Genomic DNA, 21,047 nt, shown 5'->3' with positions numbered 1-21,047 from the left:
CTTCGCCCTACCTCAGCTGCATCCGCTGGTCGAGCCGCAGCCCTCGCAGATGTAGCAGGACCCGGCCCGCTGCATCTTCGTGCCGCAGGAGAAGCACAGCGGGGCGTCCGCCTGGATGCCGAGCTGCATCTCGACCAGTTCGGCGCTGGTGTGCGCCTGCTGGGGTGCTGGCTTCGTCGCCTGGGCGTCCTTCTCCACACCGACGGCCTTCAGGGACTCGCCCTGGCGCGGTGCCGACTGGGCCAGTGACTCCAGGTCGCCGTCGGCCTCGCCGGGGACGTACGAACCGGTCTCCAGGTGCCGCTGGCGCTCCTCGGCGGAGTGGATGCCGAGCGCGGAACGGGTCTCGAAGGGCAGGAAGTCCAGCGCGAGACGGCGGAAGATGTAGTCGACGATCGACTGCGCGATCCGCACGTCCGGGTCGTCCGTCATGCCGGCCGGCTCGAAGCGCATGTTGGTGAACTTCGAGACGTACGTCTCCAGCGGCACCCCGTACTGCAAGCCCACCGAGACGGCGATCGAGAAGGCGTCCATCATGCCGGCCAGGGTGGAGCCCTGCTTGGACATCTTCAGGAAGACCTCGCCGAGGCCGTCGTCCGGGTACGAGTTGGCCGTCATGTAGCCCTCGGCGCCGCCCACCGTGAAGGAGGTGGTGATGCCGGGGCGGCCCTTGGGCAGCCGGTTGCGGACCGGGCGGTACTCGACGACCTTCTCCACCGCACCGCGGATGGTGTCCTCGGCCTTCTCCGCGATCTCCGCCTTCTCCTGCTCCGCCGTGCTCTTGACGTCCTTCTTCTTGGCGGACAGCGGCTGGCCGACCTTGCAGTTGTCGCGGTAGATCGCGAGCGCCTTGATGCCCATCTTCCAGGCCTCGAAGTAGATCTCCTCGACCTCTTCGACGGTGGCGTCCTCGGGCATGTTGACCGTCTTGGAGAGCGCGCCGGAGATCCACGGCTGGATGGCCGCCATCATCCGGACGTGGCCCATCGGGGAGATGGAGCGCTCGCCCATGGCGCAGTCGAAGACCTCGTAGTGCTTCGGCTTCAGGCCGGGCGCGTCGATCACGTTCCCGTGCTCGGCGATGTGCGCGACGATCGCCTCGATCTGCTCCTCCTGGTAGCCGAGGCGACGCAGCGCCTGCGGCACGGTGCCGTTGACGATCTGCATCGAGCCGCCGCCGACCAGCTTCTTGAACTTGACCAGTGCCAGGTCGGGCTCGAGACCCGTGGTGTCGCAGGACATCGCCAGGCCGATGGTGCCGGTCGGGGCGATGACGGATGCCTGGGCGTTGCGGAAACCGTTCTTCGCTCCCAGCGCGAGGACGTCCTGCCAGGCCTCGGTCGCGGCGGCCCAGACCGGGGTGTCCAGGTCGTCCATGCGCACCGCCGTGGCGTTGGCGTCGGCGTGCTGCTTCATGACGCGCCGGTGCGCGGAGGCGTTGCGCGCGTAGCCGTCGTAGGGGCCGACGACCGCGGCGAGTTCGGCGGACCGCCGGTAGGCCGTGCCGGTCATCAGGGAGGTCACGGCACCGGCGAGGGCACGGCCGCCGTCGGAGTCGTAGGCGTGCCCGGTGGCCATCAGCAGGGCGCCCAGGTTGGCGTAGCCGATGCCGAGCTGGCGGAAGGCGCGGGTGTTCTCGCCGATCTTCCGGGTCGGGAAGTCCGCGAAGCAGATGGAGATGTCCATCGCGGTGATGACCAGCTCGACGATCTTGGCGAAGTTCTCGGCGTCGAACGACTGGCGGCCCTTGCCGTCGTCCTTGAGGAACTTCATCAGGTTCAGCGAGGCGAGGTTGCAGGACGTGTTGTCCAGGTGCATGTACTCGCTGCACGGGTTCGAGCCGTTGATCCGGCCGGACTCGGGGCAGGTGTGCCAGTGGTTGATGGTGTCGTCGTACTGGATGCCGGGATCGGCGCAGGCCCACGCGGCCTCGGCCATCTTGCGGAACAGCTTCTTGGCGTCGGTCTCCTCGATGACCTCGCCGGTCATCCGGGCGCGCAGGCCGAACCTGCCGCCGCTCTCGACGGCCTTCATGAACTCGTCGTTGACCCGGACGGAGTTGTTGGCGTTCTGGTACTGGACGGACGTGATGTCGTCGCCGCCCAGGTCCATGTCGAAGCCCGCGTCGCGCAGGGCGCGGATCTTCTCCTCCTCCTTGACCTTGGTCTCGATGAAGCCCTCGATGTCGGGGTGGTCGACGTCGAGGATGACCATCTTGGCGGCGCGGCGGGTGGCACCGCCCGACTTGATGGTGCCGGCGGAGGCGTCGGCGCCGCGCATGAAGGAGACGGGGCCCGAGGCGTTGCCCCCGGAGGAGAGCAGTTCCTTGGAGGAGCGGATCCGGGACAGGTTCAGGCCGGCGCCCGAGCCGCCCTTGAAGATCATCCCCTCTTCCTTGTACCAGTCCAGGATCGACTCCATGGAGTCGTCCACGGAGAGGATGAAGCAGGCGGAGACCTGCTGGGGCTGCTTCGTGCCGACGTTGAACCACACCGGCGAGTTGAAGCTGAAGATCTGGTGCAGAAGGGCGTACGCCACCTCGTGCTCGAAGATCTCGGCGTCGGCGGGCGTGGCGAAGTAGCCGTGCTGCTCGCCCGCCGCGCGGTAGGTCTTCACGATGCGGTCGATCAGCTGCTTCAGGCTGGTCTCGCGCTGCGGGGTGCCGAGGGCGCCGCGGAAGTACTTGCTGGTGACGATGTTGACCGCGTTCACCGACCAGAAGCCAGGGAACTCGACGCCACGCTGCTCGAAGTTGATCGAGCCGTCGCGCCAGTTGGTCATGACGACATCACGACGCTCCCAGGCCACCTCGTCATAGGGGTGCACACCGGGAGTGGTGTGGATGCGCTGGACACGCATTCCCTTGCCGGCCTTGGCCTTCTTCGTCTCCGAGCCGCGTGCCGGGCCGCTCGTCGTCTCTGTCATGCCGCCTCCCTGTACTGGGCGAAAACGCCCCGAAGTGCCCCGTTCTTCCCGGGCACGTGTTTCTGTCATGTGCCGGTGGCGCCGCTCTTGCCGCCCCCGACAGGTCTTGATCACCGCCGTGTCCGGTCTCCCGGACGGCCCGCCCCCGTGGGCCGTGCGGTCGGCTCAGTCGGCGGTGGCCGGCGCGGGGACTTCGGCGGTCCCCCCGGGGTCGTCCGCTGCCGCCCGATGCGCCCCGTCGGCGTCATGGGCGGGGTCGCCGGTGTCGTCCTCGGCGTGCCGGGCCACCCGCTCCCGGCGTAGCTCGGCGATGGCGGTCTCGAAGTCCTCCAGCGAGTCGAACGCCTGGTAGACCGACGCGAACCGCAGGAAGGCCACCAGGTCCAGGTCGCGCAGCGGGCCGAGGATGGCGAGACCGACGTCGTGTGTCGTCAGCTCGGCGCTTCCGGTGGCCCGTACCGCCTCCTCGACGTGCTGCCCGAGCTGGGCGAGCGCGTCCTCGGTGACCGGCCGCCCCTGGCATGCCTTGCGGACGCCGTTGATGACCTTGGTGCGGCTGAAGGGCTCCGTCACTCCGCTGCGCTTGACCACCATGAGTGAACACGTCTCCACGGTCGTGAACCGGCGGGAGCACTCCGGGCACTGGCGGCGCCGGCGGATCGAGGTGCCGTCGTCGGTCGTACGGCTGTCGACGACGCGGCTGTCGGGGTGCCGACAGAAGGGGCAGTGCATCGCTTCCATCCCTCCCTCACGGCACGACTACACGGCTTCGCAGGAGGGTCTGGATCGCGCCTGAGACCTCCCCGAAGCAGCACCAAGCATAGGCCATGATCCGGAGCCAGGAAGACCCGGGACCACAACTTCTAGGCTGCTGATGCAATCCAACCACTAGATCTGGTGGCTGACTGCAAAATTTGCGCCATCGCATGTCGCGCCGCGTGTCGCGCCGGAAGCGGGCCTGCGGGCGGCACCGCACGGTGCACGGACGACTGCCGAGCGTACCCGCGGGCGCCCGCCGCGCGGGCGCGCGACCGGTCGCCGGGAGCTGCTCGGAGCGCCTCGCGGGCACCTCCTCGCGATGCCCGCGCACCGCCTTCGCGGGCGGACCGGCACACCACGCCGACCGCACCCTCACGAGCACGCTGCGTGACCGCGCGCGTGACGCATCCCCGGAGCCCAGGAGGGCGCCGGGACCCGCGACACGGGCACGGCGAGCCCACGACCAGCGCGACGGGCGCACCCGGTGCCCGCAGGCGCCGCACGCCACGGCGGACGCGCACGTACGACCGGACCACCCGCACGGGCAGACCAGGCGCCGCCGGATGACGACGCGCGCGCCCTGTCGAGGGCGCCCCCTACTGCTATCAGAGCGCGGGAGCCGCCTCCCAAGGGACCCGGTCACTTACGGACGGCCGCACGAATGGCAGACTGAATGCCGTCACGACTCCGTCACGCCGAGCGGATCCCCCGAAGGCGCTTTCGGCTGCGGCCGCTGGATCGTACCGCATTCAGCCGAATTGCCCGATGGCCCTGACGTCGGGCTATACACCGAAAGCCTTGATCGCGTAAGGCAATCCAGAATTTTTCACTCGAACGTGTGTTTGGCGCAACCTTTCGAAAGCAACTACCGTTGTGCCAGCCAGGGAGAACATTCGAGAAGGGGCCGACGTGACCACCACCACCGACAGTGCCATCATCACTGCCCAGGATCGACTCGACCCGGCACACGCCATGAACGACGCCACGACATCCCCAGACGGCCCACGACCCGCACGCTCCCTGCCGGGCCGGCCTCCAGGGATCCGGGCGGACAGCTCCGGGCTCACCGACCGGCAGCGCAGGGTCATCGAGGTGATCAGGGACTCCGTACAGCGCCGGGGCTACCCGCCGTCCATGCGTGAGATCGGGCAGGCCGTCGGCCTCTCCAGCACCTCCTCCGTCGCCCACCAGCTGATGGCCCTGGAGCGCAAGGGATTCCTGCGCCGCGACCCCCACCGGCCCCGCGCCTACGAGGTACGCGGATCCGACCAGCCCACCGTCCAGCCCACCGACACCGCCGGCAAGCCCGCCGCGTCCTACGTCCCGCTGGTCGGGCGCATCGCCGCCGGTGGGCCGATCCTCGCCGAGGAATCCGTCGAGGACGTGTTCCCCCTGCCCCGGCAACTCGTCGGCGACGGCGAGCTGTTCGTGCTCAAGGTCGTCGGTGACTCGATGATCGAAGCCGCCATCTGCGACGGCGACTGGGTCACCGTCCGCCGCCAGCCCGTCGCGGAGAACGGCGACATCGTCGCCGCCATGCTCGACGGCGAAGCCACCGTCAAGCGCTTCAAGCGGGAAGACGGCCACGTATGGCTGCTCCCCCACAACTCCGCCTACCAGCCCATCCCCGGCGACGACGCCACCATCCTCGGCAAGGTCGTAGCCGTGCTGCGGCGCGTGTGACACCCCACCCCGACCAGACCCCGGAACCCCTGCGCCGGTTCCGGGGTCTGTCTCTGCCCGGGGGCATCCCGGCACCTCGGTGCGCTACCCACGTGCCGTTTCGCCGGCTCGCGCGCTCCCCTCGCCGTCCCTACCCGTCATTCGTCATTCGTTTCGGTCCTCATGCGTCGTTCAGCTTTACTCACGGCTTTACTCATGCGTCGTTCTGCTTTGCCGCCGCGTCGATGGCGGCCAAGGAGCGACGCACCTGGCTGCGATCCGTGGTGTACCAGAAGTCGGGCAGGGAAGCCCGCAGATAGCTGCCGTAGCGCGCGGTCTCCAGGCGCTGGTCCAGCACCGCGACCACGCCACGGTCCCCCGAAGCGCGTACCAGCCGGCCCGCGCCCTGCGCCATCAGCAACGCCGCATGCGTCGCAGCGACCGCCATGAAGCCATTGCCGCCCGCTTCCTCCACGGCCTTCTGGCGGGCGCTCATCAGCGGATCGTCCGGCCGCGGGAAGGGGATCTTGTCCATGACCACCAGCTGGCAGCCCGGACCCGGCACGTCCACCCCCTGCCACAGCGACAACGTGCCGAACAGGCAGGTCTTCGGATCGGCCGCAAAGTTCTTGATCAGCTCCCCCAGGGTCTCCTCGCCCTGGAGCAGGATCGGGAACTCCGGAATCCGGCCGCGCAGCGCCTCGGCCGCCGACTGCGCGGCCCGCATCGACGAGAACAGCCCCAGCGTCCGGCCGCCGGCCGCCTGGATCAGCTCGGTGAGTTCATCCAGCATGTCGCCACGATCGCCGTCACGCGCCGGCCGCGACAGATGCCGGGCGACATAGAGGATGCCCTGCTTGCGGTAGTCGAACGGCGAACCGACGTCGATGCCCTTCCAGACCGGCAGCTCCTCCGCCTGTGACCCGGCCGTACCCGCCAGACCCTCGGGAGCCAGGCCCAGCGAGGCCCCCACCCCGTTGAAATCACCGCCCAGCTTGAGCGTCGCCGACGTCAGGACGACCGAGCGGTCCGGGAAGAGCTTCTCCCGGAGCAGGCCCGACACCGACATCGGGGCGACCCGCAGCGATGCCCCGCCGATCCGGTATCCGCCTCCGCCGCGGGGCTCATGACGCTCGTACCAGATGACGTCGTACTCCGAGCCCTGCATGATCCGCTCGGCCACGTCATGCACCGACTCGACCGAGGCCAGCGCCTGCTTGCGCACCGCGTCCTCGTCCTGGACCGAGGCGTCCCGGGTCGCGCCCAGCCGGGAGATCACGTTGCGGGCGGCGTCCCGGAGCGCCATCAGGGCGTATCCGAGGTCCTCGGGGATCTCCTCCAGGCGGCCCGGCAGCGCCAGCTCCATCAACCGCTCGAAGCCCTCCGCCGCCGTCTGCAACTGGTCCGCCGTCTTCTCGTCGACCAGCTTCGCGGCCCGGCGCACCGCGCGGTTGACCTGCCCCGGAGTCAGCTCGCCGGTGGCGACACCGGTCACCCGGGACACCAGCTCATGCGCCTCGTCGACGATCAGGACCTCGTGCTCGGGCAGCACCCGGGCGCCCTCGATGGCGTCGATCGCGAGCAGCGCGTGGTTGGTGACCACCACCTCGGAGAGCTTTGCGCGCTCCCTGGCCAGCTCGGCGAAGCACTCCTGGCCGTAGGTGCAGCGCGAGGCCCCCAGGCACTCCCGGGAAGCGACGGCGACCTGCGACCAGGCGCGGTCGGACACGCCCGGGCTGAGATCGTCCCGATCGCCGGTCTCCGTCTCGTCCGCCCAGTCGCGCAGCCGCAGCAGGTCCTGGCCCAGGGCGCTGGTGGGCGCCGCGGCCTCGAACTGGTCGAAGAGGCCCTCCTCCTCGTCCTGCGGCATGCCCTCGTGCAGCCGGTGCAGGCAGAGATAGTTCGACCGGCCCTTCAGCATCGCGAACTGCGGGCGGCGGCGCAGCAGCGGATGCAGCGCTTCCACCGTGCGCGGCAGATCGCGCTCGACGAGCTGCCGCTGCAAGGCCAGCGTCGCCGTCGCCACCACCACCCGGTCCCCCTGCGCCAGCGCGGGCACCAGATAACCGAGCGACTTTCCGGTGCCGGTACCGGCCTGGACCAGCAGATGGGTGCCGTCGTCGAAGGCGGCGGCGACGGCTTCGGCCATGGCCGCCTGGCCGGGGCGCTCCGTGCCGCCGACGGCGGTGACGGCGGCGTGCAGGAGATCGGGGAGTGAGGGCTTCGTCATAGCCCGACCACCCTACGCGGCACCACTGACAACGCCATGGTCACGGCTGGGACAAGGGATTGGCGACGGTACCGTGCACGGCGGCGTGCGGACGCTCGGGCCGGTCGCGGTACCCGTCCAGGTGCAGCCGGTTCCGGTTCAGACACAGCCGCTCGATACGAGGAGTGAGCAGGTCAAACATGGCGTAACGGTCCTTCACGTCGGAGAACCGGGCCTGGTGGCGGACGATCTCCTCCCGCACCAGGGACCAGAACTCCTCCTCGGATACGCCGAGTTGCTCCTCGCACAACGGTGCCAGGTAACGGAAGACGCCGACGAACAGACCCGAATGGATGAACTGGGTCAGGAATCCGGGCGGTGCGGTGAGCAGCACCGCCCGTACGTCGTCCGGCATCAGGTCGTGCTCGGGTAGCGGCTCGGCGCTGACGTTCACGTCGTCGACGAAGTCCTTGACCGCGAGTCGAACCGGCACGTCGTCGCCGTCGAAGACGACGATGGTGTTCTCACCGTGCGGGGAGAACACCACACCGTAGTGGTAGAGGAAGCGCAGCAGCGGAGGCAGCAGCGCGGCGAACAGCCGCTGGAGCCAGACCCGGGGCGTCAGACCGGAGCGCGCCACCAGCTCGGTGGTCACCGCGCGCCCCCCGGGATCCACGTGCAGCAGGGCGGCCAGCGTGCGGGCCCGCTCCCCCGCGGCCAGCTGCGGCTCGAGCGGCTCGCGCCAGATCGCCCCGAGCAGCTCCTTGTACTGGTAGGGGGCCTCGGGGAGCGCGTCGTACACGGGGTGCTCGACGGTCACCGAGGCGACCTCGCCCAGCAGGATCACGCCGCACTCGTCCCTGAGGAACGGGTCGGCGTCGCGCAGCCGGTGCATCCAGGCGGTGACGGCGGGGGCGACGAGGGTGCGCTCGGTGGGCAGGCCCCGCCACACCAGGGTGTTCAGGATGGACAGGGGCAGTTTCACGGTGTGCCGGTGGGGGCGCGAGACATTGCCGAAGGTGCGGATGGACTGCTGCGGCAGGCGCAGGTCACCGTCGGCGGGCAACGGCACGATCAGGTCGGCGGCCACCGAGGCGGCGAACAGCGGCAGGACGATCTGGTCCCACTGCCACGGGTGGACGGGCAGGTAGAGGTAGTCCCCGGGGTGCCGTCCGCGCTCGTCCAGGACGGCGGCGAACCCGTCCAGGGTGCTCGGGTCCAGCTCATGGGCGTAGAGCCGGTCGGCGCTGGAGAGGCCCGCGACACCCCGGTAGGTGGCGAGGGAGGTGTGCACGGCGATCCACGGCAGGGTCGTGGGCCGACGCGCCTCGGGCGCCCACAGGGCGGTGTCGCGCGCCGAGAATCCCAGGCGGCCCTTGTTGAGCACCAGCCAGGGGTGGCCCGTCTGGTGGCCTTCCAGCTGCGCGTAGCCGAGGTCGGCGAGGTCGGCGGCGGATACGGCGGTGCTGGTGAGACGGGTGTCGGCGGCGAGGGTGTGGTGCAGCTCCCGGACGACGTGGCCGAGGGTGATGCCGTCCACGCCGAGCGTGCGCCGGGCGCGCACGACGAAGGCGACGGGGTCGGCGAACGGCCGGGGCGCCGCGCCCTCCTGGCCTTCCCGGTCGGACAGGGTGATGGTCCCGGGGTCGACCCGCCAGCCACCGTAGGCACCACGACGGGCCCGGAACGCGACCCGGGCGCCGTCGTCCAGAGCGATCGTCCAGGCGGCTTCGGTGCCGTAAGCGGGATCCTGCCCGGGGTCGGGGCTCCGACCGGCCGGTCCGTCCGGTACCGGCCGGATGATCTCCTCGTAGGCGAACTCGCCCAGCAGCTTCGCCAGCACCTGCCCGCCGGCCCGGTCCCACTCCTTCCTGGTCAGTTCGGGCGGGTCGAACAGCCCGGAGGACACGGCCGGAAGCGGAACGGCGGACGGATTCGGCACAGGGACTCCTCGCGAGGCAACCGGATCGGAATCGGCGGTGTTACTGGACGTGATCGGGTCGGAGCACCCGGCGCAGTGCCCGGTCACGGACCATCAACGCGGCCCGCTTGTCGGGGAGGTCGAGTTCCGCGGCGAAGCGGAAGCCTGCGCTCAGGAATGCGGCGACGGAGGGCGTGTTACGCAGATCGGGTTCGGCGATGACACGCGAGCACGCCGGCCGGTTCTCGAGCACGAGATCGGCCACGGCGTGCAGCAGCAGCGAGCCGATGCCCCGTCCGCGGTCGGCGACACCGCCGATGAGCAGGTGGACTCCGGTGTCATGGGGGCGAGCGGGGTAGTGCCGCGCCAGCGGATCGAGGTCGGCCCGGTAGATCTCCCAGTAGCTCATCGGGGTGCCGTCGAGCACACCGAGGCAGGGGACGCTTCGGCCGTCACCCTCCATCTGCGGCCGCAGATGCCCCTCGGTGACGGAAGCGGGCCCGGCGAGCTGCCAGAACGCGGCGACGGCGGGGTCGTTCATCCAATGGCCGAGCAGCGGAAGATCGCGTTCGATACGCACCGGCACCAACCGGAACGTGCCGGCAGCGGTCGACACGGGCGCCCAGGTGGCCACCTGGTCGAGCAGATCGCTTCCCCCCTCTGCCCCGAACCGGCCGGAAGCGGCCGGAGCCGCAAACGTGACCTCGGCGTACCGGGCGAGGAATTCCTCCGGCAGCCGCAGGTCCAGGGTGTCCTCGGCGTCGGTGTCGCAGGTGCCGGGGCCCCGTCCCCCGGTTCCGCCGGAGGAGCGGACCTCCTCGTCCGTGCTTGCGTCGATGGCGGTAACGGCGCCGCTCCTCTCACGGGTCGGTGGCGGGTCGCGCCGGTGAGGTGGCCGGCGGGTCAGGAATGCAGCGGGTTGGCGATGGTGACGTAGACGGACTGGGTGTCGACAGGGCCGACGAGTTCGTCGAGGCCGTGCAGCCGGGTCAGCAGGTTGGCCTTGCAGCGCAGTACCGGCGTATCGAGCAGCAGCGCCGGGAACGTGGTGCGCAGCGCGTCGGGCCCCGAGGCGACACTGCGCAGGAAGCGCCGGAAGGCGGCGAGCAGCACCGTCTCGTCGGCGAGCCGTTGGGAGCCGAGCGCGCCGATCAGGCCGCACACGTTGTTGAGGGCGAGGTAGTAGAGGAAGCGCTCGTCGGTGACCTCGTCGGAGACGAAGGTGTCGCTGGCCGCTCCGATGCCGGGCAGCCGCCGCTCCAGTTCGCCGCGCCGTGCGGCACGGAAGTAGTAGCCCTGGTTGTCGCGGTAGCGTCCGCCGACGGGCCAGCCGTCGGGATCGAGCAGGACCAGGGTGTTCTGCTGGTGGGCCTCCAGGGCCACGCCCGCCTCGCTGTCCAGCCACAGCACCGGCCGTACCACCTGCTCCAGATAGCGCAGGAACCACTCGGTGGCGACCGCCTGCCGGGGCCGTCCGGTGCGGTAGGCAAGCCCGCTGACCAGCGCGGCGAGCCGGGAGCGCAACGGCGTGGCCGGCGCTCCCTCCGGGCCGTGCCCGGCGCACCCGTCCGTGCCCTGCCCCAAGGCCCCCTGGCCGGTGCGCTCGTCCGCCCCGGGCTGCCCCAGCACCAGCCGGGCGTAGGACGCGGCGGGCGACGGAACCGGGCGCGGCGAGACGAGTCCGGCGACGCACGCGGCATCGTCACCGGGGGCGAAGGGGTTGTGCCGGATCATCACGTCGAGTCCCGGCAGCGGTGCGCCGTCCGTGCCGTCGACGGCGAGCCAGGCCGGGTCACGCACGATGCCGAAGCCGGGGTGGGCCGCCTGCCACTGCGCGTCGAGCCCGGTGCGCAGCAGCCGGTGGACCTCGACTCCGCGGTGCAGCTCCTTGCGGAGGTTCTCCCGCCGGGAGTTGGTGATCCGCAGTCCGAGCGAGAGCTTGAGCATGGCCGGCGCGCCGGGCCGGTAGACCGTACGGACCGAGGAAGTGGGGTGCCAGGGGTCGCCGTGGGCGCCGAGCGGCACCAGCAGTCGCGCTTCGAGCAGGGCGGCGACTTCGGGACGGCGGACGACGTCGCGGGCCTGCCAGGGGTGCATCGGCAGTGCGGCGAACCCCCTGGGCAGCAGGAGTGGCGCACCCGCGAGTCGCTGCGTGAGCAGCTCGGCCGGCACCATCCGGCCCCGTTCGGTCCACGCGGAGTCCTGGGAGAGCACGCGGCGGTCGACCGCCATCCAGTGCAGCGCGAACGCGCCGCGCAACTCGGGCGAGTAGCGGCCCGACTCCTCCTCGCCGAGACCCTCCCGGCTCTTCGGCGTGGGGTGCAGGGGGTGGCCGAGCAGCAGGGACTGTTCGGCCGCGAGGAAGAGATCGGGTGTGTCGTCGGGGCGGCGCCGCCGGTCCGCGACGAAGACGGCGGTGCGCCGCACCGAGTCCTCGACACGGGCGACCAGGTCACCGCCTTCGCCACCCGCTCCCCCTGCGGGCACACCGGCGGCCGGGGCCCCGCCCCGATGGGCCGCCGCCCGGGAGAGCAGGGCGGCCAGGGCCACGGCGTCGACGGGCCGGACGTCCTGGGGCCCGCAGTCCAGCACCGGGCGCCCGAACCGGTGCCACCCGGAGGGCGACCAGTACGGCACCGGTACGAGGAGGGTGGCGCGGCCGGCTTCGAGGGGGATGCGCAGGATGCCGTCCTGGGGAGCGGTGAGGTCGTTCTCGCGCACCCAGCAGCGCAGCAGGTTCTCGACGCCCGCCGCTTGGGCCACGGCGCGCGGATCGGGGTGCTCCAGCGGGTCGGTGGGGGTGGGCGCCGCGGTGTTCGGGAGTTCGGCTTCGCCGGTGTTCAGCTGCCGGGGGACGGAGCGGGGCTCCGCGGCCGGCGGCCCCGTCGTGGCGGACGCTTCCGGCGCGGGCGGGTCGGGGCGCAGTCCGGGGGCGGGGACGGGTGCGGGGGTGGCGTTCACGAGGGCTTCCTTGGGAGGTGGTTCAGGTGCGGGGGGGGTCAGCCGGGGTGTGGTCGGCGGCGGTGTCGCGGGGCGGGCCGGGCCGTTGGCTGGGCCGGCCGTGTGCGGGTCGGTCCGGACGGGCGTGTGCCACCGGCGCCTTGGCGGTCAGTCAAGGCGCGGCTGGGCGCGAGGGGCGCGAGTGGCGGCCTCGATGGCGTCGGCGAGGCGGTCGAGGACGGCGGTCGCCTGCTCGTCGGTGAGGGTGAGCGGCGGAAGCAGCCGTACGACGCTGGCGTGCCGCCCGCCGAGTTCCACGATGAGCCCGCGGTGCAGGCACTCGCGCTGTACGGCGGCGGCCAGCGCTGGCGCGGGGGGCGGCGGCCCCGGCGCGGTGCGGTCGTCGGCCTCCGTGTCCACGAGTTCGACGCCGATCATCAGGCCGCGGCCCCGCACGTCACCGATGCAGGGGTGGGACGCGGCCAGGCCCTGGAGCTGACCGGTCATCCGGGCGCCCAGCACGCCGGCGCGCTCCGCGAGGCGGTTCTCCCGGACGTAGCCGAGGGTGGCGGCACCGGCGGCCATGGCGAGCTGGTTGCCGCGGAAGGTGCCGGCGTGCGCGCCGGGCGGCCACACGTCGAGGTCCTCGTGGTAGACCACGACGGCCAACGGCAGGCTGCCGCCGATCGCCTTGGACATCACCATCACGTCCGGGACGATCCCGCTGTGCTCCACCGCCCAGAAGCTGCCGGTGCGCCCGACACCGGTCTGCACCTCGTCGGCGATCAGCGGGATGCCCCGGGTGGCGGTGATCTCGCGCATCCGGCGCATCCAGTCGTCCGGCGCGGGGATGACGCCGCCTTCGCCCTGTACCGGTTCGAGGATCATCCCGGCGGGGTGCGGCACGCCCGACTTGGGGTCGTCGAGCAGCCCTTCGACCAGCCGCGCGGCCAGTTCGGCGCCCCGCGGGCCGCCGACACCGAACGGGCAGCGGTAGTCCTGCGGATAGGGCAGCCGGGTCACTCGCACGTCCTGAGCGTGTCCGGAGACGTCCGACGCGCCGGCCGTCATGCCGTGGTACGCACCCGTGAAGGCGAGCAGGTCACGCCGTCCGGTCGCCGCGCGCACCAGTTTGAGGGCCGCTTCCACCGCGTCGGTGCCGGCCGGACCGCAGAACTGGATGCGGGCGCGCTCCGCCAGCCGGCCCGGCAGGACGGCGAACAGCTCGGTGACGAAGGCGTCCTTGACGGGGGTGGCCATGTCCAGCACGTGCAGGGGCGCGCCGGAGTCGAGGACGGTGCGGATCGCTTCGAGCACCACCGGGTGGTTGTGACCGAGGGCCAAGGTGCCCGCGCCCGAGAGGCAGTCCAGGTAACGGCGGCCGTCGGCACCCTCGATGGTCAGCCCACGCGCTCGTACGGGAACGATCGGCAGGGCACGCGCATAGGTGCGCGCGGCCGACTCACGCGCCGACTGACGGCGCAGGACTCCCTCATGTGCGCCGGTCACCGCCACGGGTGCAGGTTGGGTCACGGCCACGGATCTCGGTCCTCCCGCTGTGCTTGCGCGCATCTCGCCGGGCACGGCGAGAAGAGGGCCGGACATGTCACGACCCCTGCCCTTTCCAACGACGACGAGGGCGCCGGATCACGGCCCGCGGGAAGATCGTTGCGGCCGTCGCCCGTCGCACCGCCGTGACGGAACCGTTGCCCTCTCGTCGGAACTCCCCTACGGCCTCGGCATAGTGTGGGGGGCCATCCGGGCGCGGGATGGTTGTGCTGCGCCTGCCGAGCGTTGCCGAGCCCTTGCACGGCGCTGCTTCGCACGGTCGGGGGCGCACACGGATCCGCACCCGCACCGGTGTCACATCACCGAAGTCCCAGGGGAGTACCACCATGCGATCCATACGCCCGCTCTTCACCGGCCGTCAGGGGAGGAGTGCGCGCCGCACGGTCCCCGTGACGGCCGTCGCCGCGATCGGTGCGGCGCTCATGCTCACGGCCACGGCCTGCGGCCCCGACGACGACAACGCCGGGGGCGACCCGAGCGCCACCGCCAGCGCGGACCAGGCCGGCGACGGCGGCACGAGCCAGCTGCCCGGCGACCTGACCGACCAGTTGAAGAAGCACGGCATCGACCTCGACAAGTGGAAGCACGGCGGCTGGCAGAACTGGGACAAGGACAAGTGGCTGCGTGAGGCGGAGGACTTCATCAACCCGATCATCGCGGGCCTGTGGGACCCGGATCGGATGCGGGACGCCGACCCGCCGAAGCAGGACGTCGACGACAACGACGTCTCCGGTGACCAGGGCGTGACGGACCCGACGCCGGCGCCGGTGAAGGCCGCCGCCGTGTCGGCGCCGTACCACTCGAGCGCCCCGTACGCGGGCAAGCTGTTCTTCGACAGCCCCGAGGGCCACATGGTGTGCTCGGCGACGGTCGTCACGGACCCGGCGCACCCGGGCAAGTCGAACATGGTGTGGACGGCCGGCCACTGCGTGCACGCGGGCAAGGACGGCGGCTGGTACCGCAACATCGCCTTCGTCCCGTCGTACAACGACACCGCCATGCCGCTGGACCAGTTGAAGAACGCCCCCAAGGAGAAGGTCGCCCCGTACGGGGTCTGGTGGGGCGACTGGGCGCAGACGTCCGAGCAGTGGATCGAGGGCGGCGGCGAGACCGGCGGCGACGGTGCCCCGTACGACTTCTCCGTGATCCATGTGACGCCGGAGAAGGGCAGCACGGGCAAGTCCCTGGAGGAGACGGTCGGCTCCGCGATGCCGGTGAACTTCAACGCACCGGCGGTACCCAGCATCAAGTCGCTGACGGCGAAGGGCTACCCGGCCGCCGCGCCGTTCGACGGCCAGACGCTGTACCAGTGCACGGACAAGCCGGGCCGGCTCTCGCTGGCCGCATCCCTGCCGACGATGTACCGCATCGGGTGCACCATGACCGGCGGTTCGTCCGGCGGTGGCTGGATCGGCACGGGTGACGACGGCAAGCCCGCCCTGGTCTCCAACACCTCGATCGGCCCGGTCACCAACGGCTGGCTGGCCGGCCCGCACCTGGGCAAGGAAGCCAAGGGCGTCTACGACGCGGTGAGCAAGAAGTACGCGAAGAAGTAGGATTCCCGCTCCACGCAACGTGGGCCCGGCCGGGCCGGTGACATCCGGACCGGCCGGCCCGACGCCGCACCCGGCCCGAACCGGCCCCGGGCGGCGTGCCGGCGGGCCGTCACCACACCACGGCGGCCCACCGGATGGACGACCCCCCGCCACCCCGCCGTCGGCTGAGTTCCACGTCACGGGCATAGTGGGGGCCACAGACGAGGCAGGACAACTCGGCTCCCTCGCCTGTTACTGACAAGTACATGACAGGGCGGCTCCCTCACGGGTCCGGTCCCGTCCCAACCCAGCACCACAAGCACTCCATTCCGGGGGTAACAGCACCATGCGCTCCATACGTCCGCCCTTCGTGCGCGGCCGAGGACGGCGGCCCGTCCTCGCCGCTACGGGGTTGGTCGCGGCCCTGGCACTCACCGCCACGGCCTGCGGCGGCTCCAGCGACGACAACGCAAGCGACACCGGCAAGTCCAGCACCTCCCAGAGCTCGGGCGGCGGGGGCTCGGATTCCGCCTCGGACCTGGCCGGCGACCTGGCCGGCCGGCTCAAGGACCACGGGATCGACATCAACGACTGGAAAAAGGGCGGCTGGAAGGACTGGTCCAAGGACAAGTGGCTGCGTGACGCCAAGGACTTCGTCAACCCGGTCATCGACGGCCTGTGGAAGCCGGACCGGATGAAGTCCGCGAAGGACCCGAACAAGACCGTCGCGAAGGACGCGTACTCCGACCAGGGCGTCACCGACCCCGAGCCGGCGCCCGTGGAGGCGGTGGAGGAGAAGACTCCGTACCACGAGCACGCCGCTCCGGTCGGCAAGGTCTTCTTCGACTCCCCCGAGGGTCACATGGTGTGCTCCGGCACGGTCGTGAAGGACCCGCGTCACCCGGGCAAGTCGAACCTGGTGTGGACGGCGGGCCACTGCGTGCACGCCGGCAAGGACGGCGGCTGGTACCGCAACATCGACTTCGTCCCGTCGTACAACGACAACGGCAAGTCGGTGGCCGACATGCAGAACGCCAGCCAGACGGAGGTCACCCCGTACGGCCAGTGGTGGGCGGACTGGGTCTCGACGTCCAACGAGTGGATCAACGGTGGCGGCGAGACGGGCGGCACGGGTGCCCCGTACGACTTCTCGGTGCTGCACGTGAAGCCGCAGCAGGGCACCAAGTCGCTGGAGGAGACCGTGGGCGCCGCGCTCGACGTGGACTTCTCCACGCCGGAGGCGCACTCCGCCGGCACCATGGGCGCCTGGGGCTACCCGCAGGCGGCGCCGTACGACGGCCAGAAGATGTACAAGTGCCTGGACCAGCCGGGGCGGCTGTCGATCGACCCGAGCATGCCGTACATGTACCGCATCGGCTGCACGATGACCGGTGGTTCGTCCGGCGGTGGCTGGTTCCACGTGGTGGGCAAGAAGACCGAGCTGGTCTCCAACACCTCCATCGGCCCCATCACCAACGGCTGGCTCGCGGGTCCGCAGCTCGGCCCGGAGGCCAAGCAGGTCTTCGACAACATGAGTGAGAAGTACGGCGGTCAGTAGTCGGCCGCGGCGAGGCGGCCGAACCGGCCGGAACCAGGGGTGCCCTCACGGACGGGGGCACCCCTTCGCTTTTCCAGAGCGCCTACCCGGCGGCCGGGAGCGCCCGACAGGGCCGCGGGGAACTGCGTGAACGACCACGACGAAACCGTGGGGGCGTCCCAAGAGCACCCCCACGGTCGCTGCGCCCCGCGGGGCGCCTCGTCAGCGCAGCCCGGCCGGCGCGTACGGCGCAAGCTCGGCCGCGAGCTCCTCGTGGACCCGTGCCTTGAGCAGGGTGCCGTCCGAGGTGTGCTCCTCCGAGATCACCTCGCCCTCGTCATGGGCGCGGGCGATCAGCCTGCCCTGCGTGTACGGCACCAGGACCTCGACCTCCACCTTGGGGCGCGGCAGAGTCGCGTCGATGTGCCCGCGCAGCTCCTCGATGCCCGTGCCGGTACGGGCCGAGACGGTGATGGCGCCCTTCTCGGTCCGCAGCAGCCGCTGGAGGGTGAGCGGATCGGCCGCATCCGCCTTGTTGATCACCACGATCTCGGGCACCTCGGTCGCGCCCACGTCGCGGATGACGCTGCGCACCGCTGCCAGCTGCTCCTCCGGCATCGGGTGCGAGCCGTCCACCACGTGCAGGACGAGATCGGCGTCGCCGACCTCCTCCATCGTGGAGCGGAAGGCCTCCACCAGGTCGTGCGGCAGATGGCGGACGAAGCCGACGGTGTCGGTCAGGGTGTAGAGGCGGCCGCTCGGGGTCTCCGCCCGGCGCACGGTGGGGTCGAGGGTGGCGAACAGCGCGTTCTCCACCAGGACGCCCGCGCCGGTGAGGCGGTTGAGCAGGGAGGACTTGCCCGCGTTGGTGTAGCCGACGATGGCGACCGAGGGCACCTTGTTCCTGCGCCGCTCTTGGCGCTTGATCTCGCGGCCGGTCTTCATCTCCGCGATCTCGCGGCGCAGCTTCGCCATCCGCTCGCGGATCCGCCGCCGGTCCGTCTCGATCTTGGTCTCACCGGGTCCACGGGTGGCGAGGCCGCCGCCCTTGCCGCCGCCCATCTGCCGGGACATCGACTGGCCCCAGCCGCGCAGCCGCGGCAGCATGTACTGCATCTGCGCGAGCGCGACCTGAGACTTGCCCTCGCGGGACTTGGCGTGCTGGGCGAAGATGTCGAGGATCAGGGCGGTCCGGTCGATCACCTTGACCTTGACGACGTCCTCCAGGTGGATCAGCTGGCCCGGGGAGAGCTCCCCGTCGCAGATCACCGTGTCGGCACCGGTCTCCAGCACCAGTTCCTGTAGCTCCCGGGCCTTGCCGGAGCCGATGTACGTGGCGGCGTCGGGGGTGTCACGGCGCTGGATGACACCGTCGAGCACCAGCGCGCCGGCCGTCTCGGCGAGTGCGGCCAGCTCGGCGAGTGAGTTCTCCGCGTCGAAGAGCGACCCCGAGGTCCATACGCCGACCAGGACGACCCGCTCCAGGCGGAGCTGCCGGTACTCGACCTCGGTGACGTCCTGCAACTCGGTGGAGAGACCGGCGACGCGGCGCAGCGCCGCACGGTCCGCACGGTCGAACTGCTCGCCGTCCCGCAGGCCGTCGATGTCATGGCTCCAGGCGACGTCCTCTTCCATCAGGGCATCGGCCCGAAGACCTTCGGGGTGGTTCTGCACGAAGCGCTGTGCGTCCTGGGAAGAAGAAGAGGAGGTCATTGGGTCCTTACGTCGGAGGGAGCGGTACGGTCCTGCGGACCGGACCGGTCGGCGGAACCCTCTCCGCCACATCGAACAACGCCTCCGGAGGCCGGAAGATTCCCCTGCGCCCCGATCCCGGGCGGGACCGAGGGTGGCGGAGGGATCACCGATCGTGCCCGGTGATCGCTCGTCCACCGGTCCGGACGACGGCCCCGGCGAGTGCGCTCGCCCTGGCCGGTGCGTGCACACCGGCTGTGGAGCCGTCCGCGTCGTCGACCCCACGATGGTCCCACGGGACGGGCCGTCTCGTCACCGCATTTCCCTCCGGTGCTCGGCGGCCCCCGCCCCTCTTCTCTCGCGTGACGACGCCTTGCTCACCGCTTTCGGGCATCGTGGATGACCCCGCTACCGGGGGACGCCTTCGCCGTCGCAGGTGGCTGTCCCGTCATCGGCTGCTTCGCTGCGTTCGCCGCCTTGACCTTCGATGCCTTGGCCTTCGAGGCCTTGGCGACCTCGGCCGCCTTGCGCGTGGCCTCGGCACGCCATTCGGGGTGTCCGGGCATCGGCGGGGTCTTCTCGTCGTACAGCCAGGCGTGGAAGAAGCCGGTCAGGTCGCGATCGGCGATGGCGGAGGCCAGGCGCACGAAGTCGGCCGTCGTCGCCGAGCCGTCCCGGTGGACCCGCACCCAGGCCCGTTCCAGGTTCTCGAACGCCGGGCGGCCGATCTCCTGGCGCAGCGCGTACAGCATCAGGGCACTGCCGTCGTAGATCACCGGCCGGAAGATGCTGATCTTGTCGGCGGCGTTCGGCGGCTTCGGGGCCGCGGGCGGGCCACCGGCGGCCCGCCACTGGTCGGACATCAGATAGGCCGCGTGCATCCGGTCCGCCATCGGCCGGTGCCCCCGCTCGTCCGCGTACAGGGCCTCGTACCAGGTCGCGTGTCCCTCGTTGAGCCAGACGTCGGACCAGGTGCCGGGGCTGACGCTGTCGCCGAACCACTGGTGTGCCAGCTCGTGCACCATGATCGAGTGGACGTACCAGGAGGGGTAGGTGGCGCCCTTCGCCCCCACGAACAGCCGTTTTTCGAAGAGGGACAGCGTCTGCGTCTCCAGCTCGAAACCGGTACGCGCATCGCCGACGACCAGGCCGTACGTCTCGAAGGGGTAGCGGCCGACCTTCCGCTCCAGCCAGGCGATCTGGCCGGGGGTCTCCTTCAGCCAGGGCTCGAGCACGGTGCGGTCCGCGGTCGGGACCACGTCGCGGACGGGCAGGCCGTGCGGCCCTGACCGGTGCAGCACGGTCGAGCGTCCGATGCTCACCTGGGCGAGCTCGGTGGCCATCGGGTGCGCGGTGCGGTACGTCCAGGTGGTGGTGGCGCCGCGCCGTGCCAGGGCGACGGGCGTACCGCCGGCGACCACGGTCAAGGCGCGCGGTGCCGTGACGTGGAAGGTGAAGAGGGCCTTGTCCGACGGGTGGTCGTTGCAGGGGAAGACCCGGTGTGCGGCGTCCGCCTGGTTGGCCATGACCAGGCCGTCGTTGGTCTGCACCCAGCCGCCGTCGCCGTTCTCGGTCGGCCTGGGGTCGCTGGTGTGCCGGACGGTGATGCGCAGCCGGTGGCCGCGGGGCACCGGGACTGCGGGGGTGACGACCAGGTCCTCCTCGACGGTGGCGAACCGGGCGGGCAGGCCGTTGACCTCGACGGAGCGGACGGTGCCGTGGGCGAAGTCGAGGTTGACGCGGTCCAGGCGCGCGGTCGTCCGGGCGGCGATCCTGGTGACGGCCTCGAGTGGCTTGTCGTTGCGGCCGGGGTACGCCAGGGAGATGTCGTACGACCGGACGTCGTATCCGGGGTTGCCGAGGCGCGGGTAGAGCCGGTCACCGATGCCGAGCGCGGGCCCGGGGGGCGGTGCTGCGGCGGCGACCAGGCAGACGCTCGTGGCAGCGGCGAGCAACGCACCCCCGGCGCGACGGGCCCGGGCGCGGCGCGATTGCCGGGTACGGCCGGGCCTCGCGGTGCCCGGGGGCCCACCGGGCTGCGGTGTCCCGTTCGGCTCCGGAGCCGCTCCCACGCGGGGTACGGCCGGGGTACGGGCCGGTCGACCGGAGGGCTGGTGGGGTGCGGTGGCACGGGGCGTCTCGGGCAGCATGCACCACCGCTACCAGCGCCCGCGCCCGGTGCCGTGGCAATCCGCGCCGGTGACACCCGAACGGGTACCCCGGTGCCGGCCATTCGGCGGCCGGCACCGGCCCGGCGGCGGGGCCGTCCTCCCCCGTCGTCCCCTCTCTTCTCTCCCT

The 21,047-nt window shown here is 71.2% G+C and carries 12 protein-coding genes; 3 read left to right on the top strand and 9 right to left on the bottom strand.

Features of this window, described 5'->3' with window-relative positions; all coding sequences use genetic code 11:
- Nucleotides 1-12 precede the first annotated feature (12 nt).
- Together NQO67_RS29905 and nrdR are read right to left on the bottom strand one after the other, a co-directional pair.
- Nucleotides 13-2,925: a vitamin B12-dependent ribonucleotide reductase gene (locus NQO67_RS29905; protein ID WP_255953444.1), complete on the bottom strand. Its 2,913-nt coding sequence runs from the start codon at nt 2,923-2,925 to the stop codon at nt 13-15.
- A 165-nt stretch (nt 2,926-3,090) separates the two neighbouring features.
- On the bottom strand, nt 3,091-3,657 hold the full coding sequence (gene nrdR / locus NQO67_RS29900; protein ID WP_255953443.1) for a transcriptional regulator NrdR: 567 nt from the start codon (nt 3,655-3,657) through the stop codon (nt 3,091-3,093).
- Nucleotides 3,658-4,593: 936 nt separating this feature from the next.
- Between nrdR and lexA the strand changes: the two genes are divergently transcribed.
- Nucleotides 4,594-5,367 carry a transcriptional repressor LexA gene (gene lexA / locus NQO67_RS29895; protein WP_255953442.1) on the top strand — a complete coding sequence of 258 codons (774 nt, stop codon included), beginning with the start codon at nt 4,594-4,596 and terminating at the stop codon, nt 5,365-5,367.
- A 193-nt stretch (nt 5,368-5,560) separates the two neighbouring features.
- On the opposite strand, the gene NQO67_RS29890 is transcribed toward lexA, so the two are convergent.
- The 5 genes from NQO67_RS29890 to NQO67_RS29870 form a co-directional block, all read right to left on the bottom strand.
- Entirely contained in the window at nt 5,561-7,576 is a 2,016-nt protein-coding gene (locus tag NQO67_RS29890) for an ATP-dependent DNA helicase (protein ID WP_255953441.1), read from the bottom strand.
- A 40-nt stretch (nt 7,577-7,616) separates the two neighbouring features.
- On the bottom strand, nt 7,617-9,497 hold the full coding sequence (locus NQO67_RS29885; RefSeq protein ID WP_255953440.1) for an IucA/IucC family protein: 1,881 nt from the start codon (nt 9,495-9,497) through the stop codon (nt 7,617-7,619).
- A 40-nt stretch (nt 9,498-9,537) separates the two neighbouring features.
- On the bottom strand, nt 9,538-10,314 hold the full coding sequence (locus NQO67_RS29880; protein ID WP_255953583.1) for a GNAT family N-acetyltransferase: 777 nt from the start codon (nt 10,312-10,314) through the stop codon (nt 9,538-9,540).
- Between the two features lie 65 nt (nt 10,315-10,379).
- Nucleotides 10,380-12,437 (bottom strand): IucA/IucC family protein, encoded by a 2,058-nt coding sequence (locus tag NQO67_RS29875; RefSeq protein ID WP_374119194.1) that lies wholly within the window; start codon nt 12,435-12,437, stop codon nt 10,380-10,382.
- 147 nt (nt 12,438-12,584) lie between these two features.
- A complete protein-coding gene (locus NQO67_RS29870) occupies nt 12,585-13,955 on the bottom strand; it encodes a diaminobutyrate--2-oxoglutarate transaminase family protein (protein WP_255953439.1) in 1,371 nt (456 codons plus the stop codon).
- Nucleotides 13,956-14,311: 356 nt separating this feature from the next.
- Here NQO67_RS29870 and NQO67_RS29865 point away from each other — a divergent pair, with 356 nt between their 5' ends.
- Both NQO67_RS29865 and NQO67_RS29860 read left to right on the top strand, forming a co-directional pair.
- Complete coding sequence (locus NQO67_RS29865; RefSeq protein ID WP_255953438.1) at nt 14,312-15,541, top strand: trypsin-like serine peptidase; 1,230 nt, start codon at nt 14,312-14,314, stop codon at nt 15,539-15,541.
- Nucleotides 15,542-15,866: 325 nt separating this feature from the next.
- Nucleotides 15,867-17,078 (top strand): trypsin-like serine peptidase, encoded by a 1,212-nt coding sequence (locus NQO67_RS29860; protein WP_255953437.1) that lies wholly within the window; start codon nt 15,867-15,869, stop codon nt 17,076-17,078.
- 201 nt (nt 17,079-17,279) lie between these two features.
- Here the strand turns inward: NQO67_RS29860 and hflX are convergent, their stop codons facing one another.
- Entirely contained in the window at nt 17,280-18,770 is a 1,491-nt protein-coding gene (gene hflX / locus NQO67_RS29855; protein WP_255953436.1) for a GTPase HflX, read from the bottom strand.
- A 356-nt stretch (nt 18,771-19,126) separates the two neighbouring features.
- Nucleotides 19,127-20,704, bottom strand: coding sequence for a M1 family metallopeptidase (locus NQO67_RS29850; RefSeq protein WP_255953435.1), 1,578 nt, complete (start codon nt 20,702-20,704; stop codon nt 19,127-19,129).
- Nucleotides 20,705-21,047 lie beyond the last annotated feature (343 nt).

Origin of the sequence: Streptomyces odontomachi, assembly GCF_024435355.1 — a bacterium.
GTDB classification, from domain to species: Bacteria; Actinomycetota; Actinomycetes; order Streptomycetales; family Streptomycetaceae; genus Streptomyces; species Streptomyces odontomachi.
This window is presented reverse-complemented; position numbering and strand designations above follow the sequence as displayed.

What these genes read in the sequence shown, in the direction of transcription:
- NQO67_RS29860 (WP_255953437.1), top strand. Translation starts at nt 15,867, where the DNA reads ATGCGCTCCATACGTCCGCCCTTCGTGCGCGGCCGAGGACGGCGGCCC.
- NQO67_RS29890 (WP_255953441.1), bottom strand. Translation starts at nt 7,576, where the DNA reads ATGACGAAGCCCTCACTCCCCGATCTCCTGCACGCCGCCGTCACCGCC.
- hflX (WP_255953436.1), bottom strand. Translation starts at nt 18,770, where the DNA reads ATGACCTCCTCTTCTTCTTCCCAGGACGCACAGCGCTTCGTGCAGAAC.
- nrdR (WP_255953443.1), bottom strand. Translation starts at nt 3,657, where the DNA reads ATGCACTGCCCCTTCTGTCGGCACCCCGACAGCCGCGTCGTCGACAGC.
- NQO67_RS29865 (WP_255953438.1), top strand. Translation starts at nt 14,312, where the DNA reads ATGCGATCCATACGCCCGCTCTTCACCGGCCGTCAGGGGAGGAGTGCG.
- NQO67_RS29905 (WP_255953444.1), bottom strand. Translation starts at nt 2,925, where the DNA reads ATGACAGAGACGACGAGCGGCCCGGCACGCGGCTCGGAGACGAAGAAG.